Origin of the sequence: Salinivibrio costicola subsp. alcaliphilus (assembly GCF_001996185.1) — a bacterium.
GTDB classification, from domain to species: Bacteria; Pseudomonadota; Gammaproteobacteria; order Enterobacterales; family Vibrionaceae; genus Salinivibrio; species Salinivibrio costicola.
The window spans coordinates 15180-32810 of record NZ_MUFR01000005.1 but is presented as its reverse complement, the minus strand read 5'-3'; the positions used below and the strand labels follow the sequence as shown (position 1 = coordinate 32810).

Genomic DNA, 17631 nt, shown 5'->3' with positions numbered 1-17631 from the left:
AAGGTAAGTATTAGCAACCAAAACGGTAGTGAATAATGAGAAAAACCAAAGTTGTCACCTCCGAGGACATCCTGCTCAAACTGTGTCAATCTGCCACAGCAGTGTTAACCAAAGCCACGGACTCTCCCGTGCATCATGCCGCAATGGTGCAAAAAATAGTCAAAACCAGTCTTAAGCCGGATATCGGGTGCTTTGTATTATTTGATGGCGGCTTTTCGGGACTCGTCGTGATTAACTTCTCCTCACAAGCGGCGTTAGAGATTTATCGCAACTATATGCAGCATATGGGGATCCCCGAAGAAGAGCTTGCCACTCAACATACAGCGGATGAAGTCGGTGATGTACTTGGCGAACTGATGAACCAAATCATCGGTGACTTCACAGGCAAGATTAAGCGCTCAATTCAGACGTCTATCACGCAAAACCAGCCGAAGATGATGGCGGTGAACAAAAATATTTCCGTGTCTGTCGACAGCAATATTGATAAACCTCAAGCGCGCCGGGTCAGCTTTACCACCGAAAATAATCATATTTTTTATCTAGAACTCGCGATGGAACGCACTGAATTCATTCAGCTGCAAGATTTTGAAGAAGGCGAAGAAGTCGACCCGGATTCTATTTTAGAGGCAGAAACCGTGCGTCAGCTGGAAGGAAAACCTAACGATAAAAATGAAAAGAAAGACAATGGCAGTAACGACTTGTTAGATGAACTCGGGATCTGAGCACGAACGCCCATATAAATTAACATCGAACTTAAAAATCAGCGAGTTACGCCTCAATTCGTGAACAAGTAGCCATTATTGTTGCTTGTTCGCGACTTTTTTGTGTTTTACCCACTTAATTTTCGACAAAAAACAAAACAATATTTCATCTTTTCCCGCTCACAATAATATTGAATTTATCGCTTTTGTTTCATATAAGTTACCATCTTGATCACAACCCTCCCGCTCTATTACTCGTTCTTATCGCTCATAATCGTCTATGAGTGGTTGAATTTTAGGACTTATTTTTAGTAGGTGAATAATTCTGGGTCATTTAGACTGCGCAACAAAATAATAAGGCTGGCAATGATCAGTCCATTACCCTACTGGGCACCCTGCCCACCCACAATCATTCGTGAAAAGGTCGATTCATGAGTCCAGAACACTACCTACTCGACTGGCAAACCAGTCAAACTCACTCTGAAACCATGTATCCGCTGTTGAGCCAGCTCTATCGCCAAAAAGGCGTAGAGATTCAACTCTTTGGCCGTCAGCTTATCAACGCTAGTACCATTGATATTATTAAAGCTCACCGCGTCGCACGTCGTTACACTGGCGACACATTAGCCCCGAGCCAAACCCTCCCTTTAATCGAAGCGATGGCCGAACTCGACCTGGCCCCGAGTAAAATTGATATTGGCCAGCTGGCGTGGACGTACTGGCAATCACATGACAGTGAGCATGGGATTACTGATTTTCTTCATAGCCAATTGAATCACTTAATCGGCACTGGCAACAGCGTCGAGCCCAAAGATGTGGTGCTTTATGGTTTTGGCCGTATTGGCCGGTTACTCGCACGTCTACTGGTTGAGAAAAGTGGGCCAGGCTATCCATTACGTTTACGTGCGATAGTGGTCCGTGGTGGCAAAGAAGGCGATTTGGAAAAACGCGCCAGCTTATTGCGTCGTGATTCGGTGCACGGTCCATTTAATGGCAGCATTACTGTGGATGAGACCCGTAATGCTCTGATCGCCAATGGTAATTTCATTCAAGTCATTTATGCCAATAACCCAACTGAGGTCGACTATACCCAGTATGGCATTCACCATGCCTTAGTGGTCGATAATACGGGGATGTGGCGTGATGAAGAAGGACTCGGTCAGCATCTTGATAGCAAAGGGACAGACAAAGTCTTGCTAACCGCCCCAGGTAAGGGCGCGCTTAAAAATGTGGTGTTCGGTGTCAATCATGATGTCATTGGTCACGATGACAAAATTATCTCCGCCGCCAGTTGCACCACCAATGCGATTACCCCAGTGCTCAAAGCCATGCAGGATAAATTTGGCATTGATAGTGGTCATATTGAAACCGTCCATTCGTTTACCAATGATCAAAACTTAATAGACAACTACCACAAAGGCGATCGACGTGGTCGTTCAGCATCACTCAACATGGTACTGACGTCGACGGGCGCAGCAAGCGCGGTAGCAAAAGCATTGCCGGAACTAAAAGGAAAACTCACTGGCAACTCAGTGCGTGTCCCAACCCCGAATGTCTCGATGGCGATTGCAAACCTCAACCTCAATCACGCCACCAACAAAGATGAAATCAATGCGTACCTGCAAGACGTCGCGCTCTACTCGCCGCTTTCAGGCCAAATCGATTATACCCAATCCACCGAACTCGTCTCGAGTGATTTGATTGGATCTCGCTTTGCTGGCGTGGTAGATAGCCAGGCGACGATTGCCGAGGGTAATCGCTGCGTACTGTACATTTGGTATGACAACGAGTTTGGATACAGCTGTCAGGTCATCCATTGTATGGAGAAAATGATGGGGGTTCGCTATCCTGTGGTCCCTCAGCCGGAATCGTTATCATAAGCAACACAGCGTTATCATAAACAACAAAAGGCCCATCAAGGGCCTTTTTTACGTGCGCGTTTTAGGTCTGACTAAGACGACTGGGTTGCCGTCAATGGTGATGCTTGGCTCACCGGCTTAATCAACGCATAGACTAAACCTGTCACCAAGGTACCGGCCGTAATGGCGGCGAGATAAAGCAAGACAGGGCTAATCGCATTTGGGATGAGCAAGACAAACAAGCCACCGTGCGGCGCCATTAATTTCGCGCCAATCAACATTGAGATCGCCCCCGTTAATGCGCCACCGGCAATACACGATGGAATAACACGCATCGGGTCTTTCGCTGCAAACGGAATCGCGCCTTCTGAAATAAAGCACAGTCCTAAAACGAATGACGCTTTACCTGCTTCTTGTTCGGCATCGTTAAACTTGCGTTTGGCAAGGAAAGTCGATAAACCCATTCCTAATGCCGGCACCATGCCTGCAGCCATAATGGCAGCCATTGGCATGTAGGTACCACTTTCAATCAATCCAACGCCAAACGTATACGCGGCTTTATTCACCGGGCCACCGAGATCAAAGCACATCATGGCGCCGAGTAACACGCCTAAGATGACGGCATTGGTTGAATTCATGCTTTGTAAGAAGGTTGTTAAACTTTCCATCGCCACCGAAACGGGGCCACCTACCACATAGATCATCACCAAACCGGTAAATAAACTGGCCAATAACGGGATCACCAATATGGGTTTGAGCGCCTCCATTGAAGCCGGTAAGCTGACTTTGTCCGCAACGAATTTAGCGCTGTAACCGGCAATAAAACCAGCCAGAATACCCCCTAAGAAGCCCGCGCCTGTTGAGGCTGCAAGCATACCACCGATAAGCCCGGGTGCCAGGCCCGGACGATCCGCGATAGAAAAGGCAATAAAGCCCGCCAGTACCGGGACCATCAGCGCAAACGCGCTACCACCGCCAATTTCCATTAAGGCCGCTGCAAGCGTCCCTTCTTCTTTAAACGCCTCAATACCAAACACAAACGAGAGCGCAATGGCTAGCCCCCCGGCCACAACCAAAGGCAACATGTGTGACACCCCGGTCATAAGGTGTTTATAAACGCCACTCCGTTCAGCTTGGTTTGCAGTGCTATTCGCGGTATTGGTTTGTCCGGCTTGGTGAACATGGGCGTTCGCCAAAGCATCATCCAAACTTTGTGCCGCTTTTTTCAACGCGCTCCCAGTACTGGTTTTATATAAACGTTTACCGGCAAAGCGACTGAGATCGACCTCAATATCCGCCGCGATAAAGACAAGATCCGCTTGTTCAATGTCTTGATCAGTTAAGTTATTTTTCGCCCCCACCGAGCCACGTGTCTCGATCTTAACCTGATACCCTTTCGCCTTCGCGGCTTCTTCAATCGCTTCAGCGGCCATGAAGGTATGGGCAACGCCCGTCGGACAAGCCGTGATCCCGACAATACGAACCGGCTGTTTGTCACCACTTTCACTGGATACGGAAGCCTCATAAGGCTGGGCCTGATTCGATACCTCCGTCAACACGGCCTGTGCGTCCACCATGACTTCATCAAGGCTTGCCTGGTAAACAGGTTTACCATTAAAGCGCGCTGTCTCTTTCGGATCGCCAACGAGCAGCACGCGATCGGCGTGTTCTATCTCTGCGGCTGACAATACTTTTGTCGATTGGACACTCGACTGACACTCTATTTGTGCCGTCCATCCTTTTGCATCGACGGCTTGCTCGAGAAGCCCCGCCGCAATAACGGTATTGGCGACACCACTAGGGCATGCCGTAACAATGACCAGATTCATACCTTCTACCCCACTTATGGATTGGTTTTTATTGCGCATGCACTGACAACTCAACAGGCGACACGCTGATTTGTTCGGATAATTGATTCACGTTTTCATGATTGCTTACCCCCACTCCCACTTGAGTGACGGCAAGCGCCGATATGGCAACGGCTTGGCGAAGTGCCGTTTCTTTACTCAGCCCAGCTTGACAGCCAGAGACCAGACCCGCGACCAAGGAGTCCCCCGCACCAACGGTACTCACCACCTGCTGGGCCGGCGCTACGGCTTTTAACCAGCCTTGATGATCGCGCCACAATACCCCATCGACCCCACGCGAAATGACCACGTTAGCGATCCCTTGGTTAAAGAGCTGTTCACCACGCGCTAATAAAACAGATTGCTCATTACTGATAGATTCATTAAGACACTGTGCTAACTCCGCTTCATTGGGCTTAACCAACCAAGGCGTTGCATCAATGGCAGCACGAAGCGCGTGTTGACTGGTGTCGACGACCACTTTTTTGCCCGCTTCTCGCAAGGTGCTAATCCACATCACCAGCTGTTCAGTGGTGACACCTGGCGGTAAACTGCCCGCCAATACGATCCATTCATGGCTTGCTGCCAGTGCGTGCAAGGTCTCGGTCAACGCATCAATATGGGTCGGGTCTACCGCCATGCCGGGAAAATTTAAATCCGTTACCCGGCCTGTATTTTCTACCAGCTTGACATTGGTACGGCTTACCCCTGGCACGCGCAAAAAGTGATCGGCAACGCCGTGTTCAGCAAAAAGCTGGGAAAATGGGTCTTGATTGTCTGCACCGAGAAAGCCAGAGACCGACACAGTGGCCCCTAAATCGCTTAACACACGTGCAACATTGACGCCTTTTCCTGCAGGATGCAGGGTGTAGTTTTGCACCAAGTTGACATCACCCGGTTGCAATGCCCCGACACTTCCTGTCATGTCAAGAGCTGGATTAAAGGTGACGGTTAAGATGGCACTCATGCGTGTTCTCCTAATCCGTCTTTAATGGCATTCCCGAGTGCAGAAATCGCCTGCGCTGCATCCGAACCTTGCGCGGTAAAGTGCAATTGATGACCATGTTTTACCCCTAAGGCAATCACTTTCATCAAGCTCTTCGCATTGACCGAGTCTGATTGAGTCGACGCATTGGCAACTTGAATATCCGCATCAAATTTTTTCGCGGTGTTGACCAACATTGCCCCTGGACGTGCATGCAAACCATGCGTATTGGTGATGGTAAATGTACCGTTTTCACCTTCTTGAATGGCTTTAACGGTCGCTTTTTGACGTTCATCGGTCGACGCCGCCGCTGGCGATGCCCCTGTTGACGTCTGGGGACTGCATGCGTTAACCAGCGCCTGTGGCGAGAGGTCAATACAGGTCGCCAATTGATCGTCGGCTTTCCACTGCGTTAAGGTTTTCAAAACAGGAAGATGGGCCGCATTATTCGCTGCTATGCACCAAAGTGCATTGACAGACTGCGCGTGATGCGTCAATGACGTTGCTGGCATCACAACGGATACGCCTGTTTGTTCAACGCCTTGATTAACCCCAAGCAGCCAATGCCCTTGACCCAAATGAATAGGATTGCCTGCCACTAACTGGCTCACGCCCTCGTGATTGATACAATGATGGTTTTTGAGCAGGCCGGCTCCCACTGCTTGGAGGGTAGTCATGTCTGAAGCTGGAAAGCCGCTCAGTATCATCTCTGGTTTAAAGGTTAGGCTTTGTGCGCCGGTTGTTTCACCATTGAGGATCGCAACGACCTCTTCAGCACGCTCAACCTTTTGCAATGCTTCCTCAACGCCCTCTTGAGATAGCACACGGGTTAACTGGCGTAGAATACTAAGGTGCTCATCAGACTTAGCGGCAATACCAATGGCCACATAAGCAAGATTTCCGTCTCCCCAATCCACACCATCAGGGAAATGAAAAACCTGCACCCCCGTTTGTTTAACCTGATCACGGGTATCGGTTGTGCCGTGTGGAATGGCAATCCCACTGCCCAAATAGGTACTGGTTTGTGCTTCTCGCGCTAACATGCCGTCTTGATAGCCGGCCTCTACCAGTCCTTTTTGCGTCAGCAAACCGGCAATGGCTTTAATCGCGTCTTGCTTGGAGGCAGCATGTTGCTGCATATGAATATCTTGTGCGTTAAGTGCCAGCATGAGGGCTTTCCTCTTATTTTAATGCCAAGTGCAAAGGGTCAATGCCAAGTGCAAAGGGGCAATGCCAAGTGCAAAGGGTCAATGCCAAGTGCAAAGGGTCAGTGCCAAGTGCACGGGTTAATCGTTTTTGTCACGCCAGACCACGCTGTCATGACGGTATATCGGGATCAGGGATTGGTCTTCATTCACGTTACTTCAGACCCTAATAATGTTTTTTTGTGTACAGTCTTTCGCTATACCATTTGGCTGAATCGTTTCAGCTTTTGGCGGCAATTACCCGCGTTATCGATGAAATGAATCTCATCGTTACTGTCGATTCATTCTAGCCACGATTATCGAAACACGACGCAATAAATAACATTCGTGTGATGGTGACGCGATTTACATCCAAAAGCTGAAACCTTTCAGCTTTAAGGCTGAATCGTTTTAGCTTATAATGCAAGCCTATTATTGATCGGGTATGTGCAAACTTTGATCGCATTCACAAAGCCATCAATAACGATCGGCGCACTAAGGATTCGTTTATGAAGCTAGATGAAATAGCCCGCCTTGCTGGGGTGTCACGCACAACAGCCAGTTATGTGATTAATGGTAAAGCCGACCGTTACCGGATCAGCGAGCAAACACGTCAACGCGTGATGGCGGTGGTCGAGCAACATAATTATCAACCTAACCGCGCAGCGACGGCATTACGAGCAGGCACGACCCATACACTGGGCTTAGTGGTTCCGGATCTTGCTAATACCAGCTATGCAACGTTAGCCAAACTCTTTGAACGCAAAGCGCATGATCAGGGTTATCAGGTGATTATTACGGGATCAGACGACGATCCTGAGCGAGAAAAAACGGTTGCACAGACGCTAGTATCCAGAAAGATTGATGCCTTAATTGTGGCCTCTTGTTTACCGGCCGATAATGCCTTTTATCCGAAACTACAGCAGCAAGGCACCCCGATTATCGCGATTGACCGTGGCTTAGATGCCACACAATTTGCCAACGTTTTAACGGACGATGCGAAAGGGGCTTATCAGCTGACGGATCGCTTGATCAGCCCAACCGATGTCTATCAAGCTGGGTTAATCGGTGCAGTACCGGCTTTGGCGATATCTCAAGATCGTGAGCAAGGTTTTTTTCAGGCATTACACGCACAGCACGTCGAGGGACAAGTACGCTATGGCAATGCCTTTAGCCGTTCAGAAGGACAGCGATTAATGACCGAATGGATAGACGCTGGGGATTTACCCGATGCGCTTTTAACGACATCGTTTACCCTTTGCGAGGGTGTGCTGGATGCGATTCGTCAGACCGGTATCGCCCCCACAGCCCTGTATTTCGCCACTTTTGGTGATAGCCGTATTTTAGACTTTCTGCCTTTTGGTGTGCAGTCTTTGCCGCAGCAATTTGAAGCGATCAGTGATGCTGCCTTAAGCCTTGCGGTGTCTGCCGCTCAAGGCGATAACCAGCCTGGCGTGATTACCGTCGAGCGTCAGCCAATATGGCGCCCACATCAAACCCAGGCCTGGGTTGGCCTCAATTAATAGCCCGTCGCTTCCATAAACCCGCGGCCTGTTGCGCTTCCTTGCACGCGCACTGGCCCTTCCCAATACGGCACACTCAGCGCCATCCAACTTTGCGCATTGAGTGGCTGCGTAGTGATGTTAATCCCTTCGTCTGGTACTTGTATCTGCCAGGCTATCGGCAAACTGATCCCCTCGCGCATTTTGGCATGGCTAATAGGTAACATCCGAATATCCGATTGCGCTAAGACCACAATGCGCCCATTTGGATACGTTAATGAGCCAAACATAAAGGGCTGACTGCCTCGGGTTTGGGTGACCATTAACGCGCGACCATCGTCTAAATTAAGCCCGAACCAATCCCATCCGCTTTGATCCGATGCCATCGCACCGCTAGACCATTCTTTATCGAACCACCCTTTTCCCGAAACGGGTATTGTCTCACCGTCGATGATAAGCTGACCTTCAATGGTCAATTGTGGCAGAGAAAAGTAATAAGACGCTGACGGCTCATTGGCATGGCGAATACTGTATCCTTGCTCGCCCTGTTTCACGCGCAAGCCACCGTCAGCGACCTGGAGTGCGAACCCCAATGTTGCATCCTTATCGGACCATGATGCACGGACTTGCGCCGGTAAAGGTTGATCGCCCCCCTGCCATTGCCAATCATCCAGCCAAGCCTGAAATGGTGACAGTGTCACGCCAGTCTGACCAATACCACCACGGGCAAAACGCTCGGCTTCCCACTGTTGATCGGCACGCGTAATAGCAACATGCGCCATATAAAGCTGCTGGTTTGCCCATCCTGTTTGGTGGCGAGGACTCAGCGCACGGCGAAATAGGGTCCATTGCACACCGTATTCTTGTCCCGCATTATCCGTCAGTGTGGCTGTCAAATACCACCATTCTGTGGCAAATGCAGGATGAGAGGCCATATCCTGCGGATAAAGAGGTGTATAATCAGGCGTAACAGCGGCAAAGCCATCTTGTTGGCCAAACACATCAAAGCCATCCGCTAAGTCGGTCGACGATGAAGACTGTTTTCCCAACCCAATCAAGACCCCCAACACCATCACTCCGATTAAGCCAAACACTACACGGCCAATAGGGCTTAACTTTCGCTGACTTGATCTCACGGCGACTCTCCTACTGCGCATCACGTAACGACGCGGCGGCTGTCCGCTTAAGCATACGGTAAACCGGCCACGCCCCGGCCACCATCAAGGCGAGCATTGAAAGGCTAATGGTCGTTGCATACGTCATTGGGAAAAAATTCATAGTCATTGTCCAACCAAAGGACGCTTTGAGAACAACATGAATTAACATGCTCGCTAACACCAAGCCAAGCGGGATCGCGATAAGGGCACTGACTAACCCAAGGATCACCAATTGCCCGCCCCCCAGAGCAATGAGCTCTCGCCCTGATAGGCCCAAATAACGCAACAAGCTGTACTGGCGTTGCCGCGATAGCTCCGTGGCTAACGTTGCGAAAAACAAGCCGCTAATCGCCACGATCAACATCAACACACACAAGCTTTCGGTGACAGTAAACGTTCGATCAAAAATGCGCATGGCATAACGCATAATGTCGGCTTGATTTTGCACCTGACCATTGCTCAGGCTAAACCGTGTATTCATTTGAACAACAAAATGATCACTTGGAGCTTCTTTATCGAGTACCACCGCCAACGATGGACGTCCTTGTGCTAGCCATTCGCCCGCCTCACTATGCGTTGAAACCACCAACTGTCCGTAAGGATTACCGTAATCGTAATAGATCCCTGCCACGTGCCAGCGTTCGCCCATCGGTGCGGGCAGATTAACCATTTCACCGACACTTACGTCAAATTTAGCGGCGAGTGATTCACTTAAAAGCACCGCACGTTGCTGGTGTAATTGCGACCAATATTGGGGTTGGGCCGATTTGACGGCTAACGATTGCTTTTCTAGTGCTCGATCACCAACCGATAACACCTCAAGGCGTCCTTGGGGCGCGACCAACTCACGTCGATAAGTGGCCCAAAATTGCGACACGTCTTCTTGTTGTTCAAGCCAGGATTCGATTCTGGGTAGCAAAGCATTGCCGGGTCGAACATACACATCCGCGGCTAACCGTTGCTGCAGCCAAGTTTCGGTGCTGGTGCGAAAGCTCCCCACCATGGTTTCCATACCTATATGCGCAGAAACAGCAAGCATAAAGGCCATCGCGGCGACACCTCGGTAGCTTAAACTGGCCGCCGCATCGGTAAAGAACCAACGCCAACGTGCGCCCGCATAGCCGCGCGCCAAGGTATGAAACAACCAGCCACAGGCATAGGGCAACGCTAGGGCGGCACTTAACATGGTTAATGCGATCAGCGTAAAGCCTTGCCATTGGCTACTTTCCCAGTAAGACACGCCCCAAGCTGTTACGCCCAATAGTATCGCGATGATCGCTTGCACCGCATACTCTTGGTGTGTCCCTCGAATTAGTGTCATTCTTTGGGATAAGCGCCCCGGCGATGTGTTAAGTAAGCGCACCAGCGGCCAGGCTGATGCCATCATCGCCCCTAAGATCGCGAGCAACAGACTCGCCAATCCCCATTGCCATTGCCAATGCATCACCAAGTCAATATCAGCGCCATACAAGTCAGACAAGGTGGTAGCGACGGCAGGGAGTAATTGATTGGCTAGCATCAAGCCCAACACATTGCCACTCATCACGCCAAGCACAACCCATACGAGAATCTCAGCAAGCATAACCCCAGAGAGTTGACGTCCATCAACACCGAGTTGGCGTAGCGCCCCCACCAGCGGTTGCCGTTGTGTCATTGAAAGCGAAATCGCTTGATAGAAAATAAACAGGCCCACCACAAAAGCCAGTAATCCCATGGCAAGTAAATTAAGATGGAAAGCACGGGTGAGCGGCCCTAACTGTGTGGCCTGTGTTTTGGTCAATGTCAGTGCAGGTGGTAACACATTGCGAATCTGCTGGCGCTCCGCTTGCGTTAAAGACCCACACAGGATGTCGGCGATACCGGCGTGTGAGGACAAGGTACGTAGCAACGCCATATCGGCAACTAAATACGTCCCCATACTCAGGGCATCGTTGTCGAGTACTCGCAAGGGGCCAATAGCTGGATAATCAAGCAGATCAATCATTTGCCCATCTTTCCAGCCTTTATGGTTCGCCATCGCCTCACCAACATAAACCGGATAAGGCGGCGTGATTGCATTGACCGGTGATATCCCCTTGTTTGCACGCCCTTTATCACCGCCACGTTCAGCTAACAGCGGCAACATGGCAATGGTATCAACGCCCATAAGATTGAGATCATCAAGTGACGGTGTCACGACTTGCAAGCGATCAACAGGAACACACTGCGTTAAGCCTGCCCGGCGTAAATCAATATAAAACGCCTGCGGCACACGTTGGGTCCGCTGGGTGTGATGAATGCTAAACGGATAAGGATTACTAAACAGCTTGGCACCTTCCCGATAGCTTTGCTGGGCGTGTTGGTTAATCGATAACACGCCAACAAGCAGAGCGACCCCAAGGGTTAGCCCTAGCCATACCAGCAAAATCTGAAAAGGATGGCGGCGATAGTGCCCCCATAGTGCATTAGCGACGGGCCCGAACACTGAGCACGCCTCCTTGCAGCCCAATGCTGCCCTGTAAGTAGCTGGCAACCGTATCACTGTGCGTGACCAATAAAAGGCTCGAGCCTTGCTGACGTGTCAACGTGGTTAGCAAACGCATGACCGCATCCGCGTTGCGCTCGTCCAAGCTACCGGTAGGTTCGTCGGCCAACAATAATTTGGGGGCCATGTATAAAGCACGGGCGATCGCGGCACGCTGTTGCTGCCCGCCTGACACTTCTTCCGGGTATCGATTTAATAGCGGCATTAAATCAAGCTGAGAGACAATTTGCCGCCACAAATTCGCATCGTCTTTGAGCCCTTTTAACTGGCGACAAAAGCGGATGTTGTCGGCAATCGATAGCGTAGGAAGCAAGTTGAACTGCTGAAAGATAAGACCAATGTTCTGACGACGGAACTGAGTACGCGCTCGTTCGGTTAACGCGTGTAAAGGGGTATCATCCAGCCAGATCTCACCGCTGTCGGGTTTATCCAACCCAGCAATTAAGTTCAGTAAAGTACTCTTGCCTGAGCCGCTCTCTCCCATCAGCGCAAGCTGGCTGGTGGAAGACAGCGACATCGCCGCGCCTTGAAGCACAGGATGAAAATCGCCCCCGTCCTGATATCCCTTGCACAGCGCTTTAATTGCTAACATGCCAATGCACACCCTCATAGTGTTTTAAAACAGCAATAAACGAGAACTAGGTCACACTGTTTGACTAATTTGGCAATGTACCCCAATTAAGAGGCTGAGAAAAGGGCAAAACTAGGTAGACAGCTTCCCATTGCGTCTTCTTTTCAATCAACGGGCATCATCGACAAGATAGTTTAGCCATACGCCCGATTTAACTCGAATGACAGAGCCGACCCATTTAACGACTTCTTCTGTCGCCAATAACGCATAGACCCAATAAACCGGCCATTCAAACACCACGGCAGCAGCGAGCACCACGGGAATACCGATCAACCATTGCGCAACAAAGTCTTGCCCCAAACAGTAGCGCACATCACCACCGGCACGCAGCACACCAACGATCATCGCCATTGGGATGGTTTTAACCACAATCAGCGCACACATTGCCCAATAGAAATATTCAGTAATTTGCGCCGTTTCACCAGTCAATGCGGGGAAAAACCCCAAGACCCAAGGTTTAATCAGCAGCATCACTGCGGCAATAAAGACGCCTGCAATCAAATTAAACACCGCCACTTGCCATGCTTGATGATAGGCGGTATCGGTTTGTTTAGCACCCAGATTGTTCCCCACTAACACAGCAGCGGCATTGGCTGTGCCAATCAGAAAAGAGAGCGATAACGACTCAACCGGAGTGATCACCGCTATCGCGGCTAGCCCTGCTTCGTTCACATGACCAATAATGGCGTGGTAAATGAACAAGCCGGACGACCACATTAAAAAGTTAAACGCAGTCGGCAAAGAAAGCGCCAAAAAGCGTTTTACTGCCACCAGTGAGAGCGACGTGCGCCATTCAGCAAGGGAAAAGGCAACAAGGTGTTGGCGACGGTACAAATAGGTATACAAGGCGACAACTTCCACAATACCACTGAGAACCGTTGCCACTGCGGCCCCTTTTGATCCGAGCTCTGGCGCGCCGAAGTGACCAAAGATAAACACCCAGTTGAGTAGGATATTCACACTGATCCCCACGCCACTAAAAAAAGTGCTGATCCCCGGTTTATGCATGGCACGCAGCCCCGCCGCCAGCCCTGACACACTGGCCAAGCAAAACAGCGATAACCCCGCGATCTGCAAGTAGTCTTGCCCCAAGGCAATCACCGTTGGGTTATCACTGGCAAAGCCAATAATGACGTCCGCATAGACCCAAAAAACAAAGGCACTTAACGCCGCAGTGGCATTAGTTAGGGTCACGGTCAGCGCAATTTTTTCTCGAAACCCTTGCCTGTCGCCCGCGCCCCAGTATTGCGCGACCAACATAGAGCCACCGGTCATCGCCCCAAAAATTAACAGGGTGGAAACAAACATTGCTTTCCCTGCAATCCCAATCGCAGCGACATCAGCCTCACTTAACTGACCGACCATCAGGATGTCGACCAAACTGCGGCTGGAAAACATCATGGTTTGGAGGGCAATGGGAATGGCAATTAACAGTAAGCGTTTTAAAAACACCACATCAAAAAAAGGACGAGAAACAGCGCTCACAACAGACTCCAACCGATAAGGCAACGCGCCTAGTTTACGTGGCTTTCAAACAAGAAAAAACCGCCCTCAGACGGTTTCTCAATGCTCATCAGCGGTATTCTTTCACCATAGATTGCCGCGGCATCACCATTAAGCAATCCGCATGATTGTCGGGCCAAAGTCGATATTCAGCATGATATTTAACGATCGACTTATAGGCCGTGACTTTCGTGGGTGCCAGTTTGGCTTGATGCGCCCAATTCATTACATCAATTTCTGGTCCACGCACATAAATGCTAAGAGGATGAGCTAAGTGCCCTTCTGCATTGAATGCCGCCTGAGTTGCCTCAGGACATACCACCAGTGAATGCTGTCCTTCAGAGACAATCTTAATCTTTCGATCAATCGGCGTCTGGCTGTGCAGCATCCAACCCGCCTCGCGGGCACTATCAATCATCTGTTGTAATTGGGCGTGCTGGACCGGGCTTGCCGGCTCATCGACCGGAAACCACTGCGTATAGAGTTGCTGAATGTGTCGAAATTCGGCCTCTAATCCGGCTTGAGTGCCGGCACTACGGGCACGCTGCGTCCAACGTTGCAAATCCGCTTTTACGCTGTGGTGAAAACGCTGTTTCTTAACCGCTTGCGCCACCCAACGACCTAAAAACACCTCGCGAGCGGCTGGCGCATCAGCCACTTTTTTAGCATCGATGGCGGCAGCTAACTCATCGAAGGCTGCAGCCATAACGGTTTGGATGGTGATGACATAACTCATGGTTCTTTACGTGCTAGCGTCCAGTAGAAAACGGCAGAGAGTATCGCACAAATCGCGATGGCGCCAATCATCCCCCAAGGTGTTCCATCAGAGACCACGGCAACGCCTGCACCGACTAGAGATCCAATACCAAAACGCATGGTACCCGCCAATGATGATGCAGTACCTGCCATTTGTGGATAGCACGCCAGCAAGCACGCCATACTATTACTGCCGATGGTTGAAATCACACCGACATACGTCATCACCGGGATCACCGTGCCCCAAAGCCCCATGTCTAACCATTGAAAAACAGCAATGGCAATGCCCGCCACCAGCTGGATACCCAACCCGAGCCGCAGCATCCAATGTGATCCCATTTTGCGGACCAAGCGCCCATTGATAAACGTCATCACAATCAAGCAAACGATATTAAGCGCAAAAAGATAGCCAAACATCTGGGCGCTGACGCCATAGTAGTCGATATAGACGAACGAGCCCGCGGTTAAAAACGAGAACATCCCAGCAAACGAGAACCCAGAACAAAAGATCATTCCTACCGCAAAGGGGGTTTTTAGCATACGGGCATAGTTACGCAACGAGGCACCAATCCGCATGGGCGGACGGTTTTCTCGCGGTAACGTTTCGGGGATCCGAAAAATAATGCACAAGGTCACAAAGCAGGCCCATCCTGCCAGGACCCAAAAAATCGCACGCCAGTCAAACCAAGTCAGCAGATAACCGCCAATCATTGGCGCTGCCAAAGGTGCAATCGTCATCACCAACGTAATAAACGACATGGTACGCGCAAACTCTTCGCGCTCGAACATATCGCGCACCAAGGCTTGAATGATCACCGCCGCCGCTGCACCGGCAAAGCCTTGTGTGGTACGCGCAATCATTAATACATCAATATCTTGGGCCATCGCACTGACCACAGCACAGATAAAAAAGAGCGCAACGCCACCAAGCATCACAGGTTTACGACCATAACTGTCCGAAATTGGGCCGTGGAAAAGCTGTCCAATCGCAAAGCCAGCGGTATAGGCCACCAGCGTCGACTTTACCGCGCTACTGGGCGCGTTTAAATCCGCGGCAATGGCCGGCATGGCGGGCAAATACATATCGATCGCCAATGGGGTCAATGCAGCAATGGCCCCAAGCACCAGGATTAACAGCCAACTTAACTGTGCTGGGGACGACGTAACAGCCGATGATTGCGACATAACACTCCTTAACGTAAAAGACAGGAAAAAGGGAAATAACGTGAGATTGGTCAAAGTGTAACAATTTATTATTGCGTAGTGGGAAAGAATGTCTTTCTTTTCATCACCAATCTTTAACACCAGTCTTTAAAATCAATGTTCAAAACCCGCTTAAAAAATTACCTCGCTCACATTGAAAAAGCACAGCGAGAACTGTGCTTTCGGGTCGATCGTTGCCCTAGGTGGGATCTAAGGTGTCATACTTAATTATGCCAACAAGATTATGCCAACAAGGCAATTTCTTCATCGGTGAGAGGGCGATATTCGCCAGGCTCGAGCGTGTCATCGAGCTCAAGCGCACCCACAGATTCGCGATGCAAAGCGTCTACTTTGTTACCGACTGCGGCAAACATACGTTTCACTTGATGATATTTACCCTCTTGAATCGTCAATAAGGCTTCATACTCACCCACCTGCTCGAGCTTAGCGGGCAATGTCGCTTGCTGCTCACTGCGTAACATCACACCCTGCTCAAACTGACTCGCCGTATCTGCACTGATCGGATCGGCTAACCACACCCGGTACGTTTTTGTACACTGATGCTTGGGTGACGTGATACGGTGAGACCATTGGCCGTCGTCGGTCAGTAACAATAAGCCTGTTGTGTCTGCATCCAGGCGACCCGCTATATGCAGCTTTTCTGCGTTCACTTCATCGAGCAAAACAAATATCGTGGGATTAAAGGCATCTTCGTGTGAACACACCACGCCCGCAGGTTTATGCATCATAAAGTAGCGTGGGCCAGACAAGGTTAACGATCGTCCCTCAAATTGCACATCCGCGGTTTTACCGACTTTGATGGCGCCAGATTTTACGATCTCACCATCGATGGTGACGCTTTCACTTTTCAGCACTCGGCCAGCTTGCTTTCGTGTTACCCCTAGGGTTTCACATAAAAATTTATCTATCCGCATATTACCATTCATTACACCTATGTTTGCGGCGATTATACGTCACATCGCCACGAAGACACAGATCAAGTTTTACTAGATTTGGCGGCAAAACTGAAAGCAATAAGATACACTCACTCTCATTGTCGGTGACATGCATTAGTCATAATGCAAGCACTACCAAACGCTTTTTGTTGAGACGCCGAGTCTGTCACATCGTGCTAATCGAAAAACGCACCGAGATTGAGCCTACCGGCTTGGCGAGTATGATACGGTCGTCTTGACCAATCAGTGATAAAAAGGAAACACCATGATTGTCTCTCTTCGCCGCCCCGACGTCGATACCCTGGAAACCTTATTCACACTCTCGCGCGAACAACATGAGCATGAGGCCTTGCCGTTTGATCGCGAGCCGGTGGTTTCTACCTTTAACACACTATTGTCACAACCCGAGCGTGGCGATGTATTTCTGATTGATGTTGAGCACGAAGGAAGAACGGATACGATCGGGTTTATCGTCTTAGCCTATAGTTTTAGTGTCGAAAATGGCGGCAGCGTCGGTGTGATCGATCAGTTTTTCATTCAACAAACCTGGCGCCGTCAAGGCGTGGGTTCGCAAGTGATCCCTGAGGTAGAAAAGCAAGCCAAAACAAGGCAATGTGTGGCCGTGATTTTAGAAATGAACATTGGTAACAAAGGCGCTCGCCTGTTTTACGAGCAGTTTGATTACCAACCACGCCGTCAGCATTGTATTTTCACGAAACGGCTATAATGGACCGTGATTTATCGGTTAGGTATAAATTTATCGGTTGGGTATAAATAGTCTGTACCTGAGCGAACAAGTCAGTAAACTAAACGGCCTCACTTA

Annotated in this window: 14 protein-coding genes; 4 read left to right on the top strand and 10 right to left on the bottom strand. The window is 50.0% G+C overall.

The genetic code is table 11. The features are described 5' to 3' along the window. Positions 1–35: 35 nt before the first annotated feature. Both BZJ21_RS02720 and BZJ21_RS02715 read left to right on the top strand, forming a co-directional pair. Complete coding sequence (locus BZJ21_RS02720; protein WP_077460575.1) at positions 36–722, top strand: DUF3334 family protein; 687 nt, start codon at positions 36–38, stop codon at positions 720–722. A 410-nt stretch (positions 723–1132) separates the two neighbouring features. Continuing rightward, complete coding sequence (locus tag BZJ21_RS02715) at positions 1133–2581, top strand: glyceraldehyde-3-phosphate dehydrogenase (protein WP_077669069.1); 1449 nt, start codon at positions 1133–1135, stop codon at positions 2579–2581. Positions 2582–2652: 71 nt separating this feature from the next. Here the strand turns inward: BZJ21_RS02715 and fruA are convergent, their stop codons facing one another. The 3 genes from fruA to fruB are packed head-to-tail and all read right to left on the bottom strand — an operon-like array spanning position 2653 to position 6561. Then, complete coding sequence (gene fruA, locus BZJ21_RS02710) at positions 2653–4389, bottom strand: PTS fructose transporter subunit IIBC (protein WP_077669101.1); 1737 nt, start codon at positions 4387–4389, stop codon at positions 2653–2655. Positions 4390–4417: 28 nt separating this feature from the next. After that, a complete protein-coding gene (gene pfkB, locus BZJ21_RS02705; RefSeq protein ID WP_077669068.1) occupies positions 4418–5374 on the bottom strand; it encodes a 1-phosphofructokinase in 957 nt (318 codons plus the stop codon). Then, a complete protein-coding gene (fruB, locus tag BZJ21_RS02700; RefSeq protein WP_077669067.1) occupies positions 5371–6561 on the bottom strand; it encodes a fused PTS fructose transporter subunit IIA/HPr protein in 1191 nt (396 codons plus the stop codon). Before fruB ends, pfkB begins: the two co-directional genes overlap by 4 nt. Before the next feature lie 524 nt (positions 6562–7085). Here fruB and cra point away from each other — a divergent pair. Further along, positions 7086–8099: a catabolite repressor/activator gene (gene cra / locus BZJ21_RS02695; protein ID WP_077460580.1), complete on the top strand. Its 1014-nt coding sequence runs from the start codon at positions 7086–7088 to the stop codon at positions 8097–8099. Here cra and BZJ21_RS02690 read toward each other — a convergent pair. The 7 genes from BZJ21_RS02690 to rsuA all read right to left on the bottom strand — a co-directional run bounded on the left by BZJ21_RS02690 (position 8096) and on the right by rsuA (position 16787). Next, positions 8096–9214, bottom strand: coding sequence for a lipocalin-like domain-containing protein (locus tag BZJ21_RS02690; RefSeq protein WP_158075495.1), 1119 nt, complete (start codon positions 9212–9214; stop codon positions 8096–8098). The genes cra and BZJ21_RS02690 overlap by 4 nt on opposite strands. A gap of 10 nt (positions 9215–9224) precedes the next feature. Beyond that, the gene (locus BZJ21_RS02685) at positions 9225–11699 is read right to left on the bottom strand and encodes an FtsX-like permease family protein (protein ID WP_077669065.1); all 2475 of its coding nucleotides are present in this window, start codon (positions 11697–11699) and stop codon (positions 9225–9227) included. Then, positions 11680–12351, bottom strand: a complete 672-nt coding sequence (locus tag BZJ21_RS02680; RefSeq protein WP_021023255.1) for an ABC transporter ATP-binding protein — start codon at positions 12349–12351, stop codon at positions 11680–11682. Before BZJ21_RS02680 ends, BZJ21_RS02685 begins: the two co-directional genes overlap by 20 nt. A 147-nt stretch (positions 12352–12498) precedes the next feature. Next, positions 12499–13875 carry an MATE family efflux transporter gene (locus tag BZJ21_RS02675; protein WP_021023256.1) on the bottom strand — a complete coding sequence of 459 codons (1377 nt, stop codon included), beginning with the start codon at positions 13873–13875 and terminating at the stop codon, positions 12499–12501. Between the two features lie 88 nt (positions 13876–13963). Next, positions 13964–14629 (bottom strand): DUF2913 family protein, encoded by a 666-nt coding sequence (locus BZJ21_RS02670; RefSeq protein WP_077669064.1) that lies wholly within the window; start codon positions 14627–14629, stop codon positions 13964–13966. Further along, entirely contained in the window at positions 14626–15834 is a 1209-nt protein-coding gene (locus tag BZJ21_RS02665) for a Bcr/CflA family multidrug efflux MFS transporter (RefSeq protein ID WP_077460584.1), read from the bottom strand. The genes BZJ21_RS02670 and BZJ21_RS02665 overlap by 4 nt, the downstream gene beginning before the upstream one ends. 260 nt (positions 15835–16094) lie before the next feature. Continuing rightward, on the bottom strand, positions 16095–16787 hold the full coding sequence (gene rsuA, locus BZJ21_RS02660) for a 16S rRNA pseudouridine(516) synthase RsuA (RefSeq protein ID WP_021023259.1): 693 nt from the start codon (positions 16785–16787) through the stop codon (positions 16095–16097). 286 nt (positions 16788–17073) lie between these two features. Between rsuA and BZJ21_RS02655 the strand changes: the two genes are divergently transcribed. Beyond that, positions 17074–17535, top strand: coding sequence for a GNAT family N-acetyltransferase (locus tag BZJ21_RS02655; protein ID WP_077460586.1), 462 nt, complete (start codon positions 17074–17076; stop codon positions 17533–17535). Positions 17536–17631: the final 96 nt, after the last annotated feature.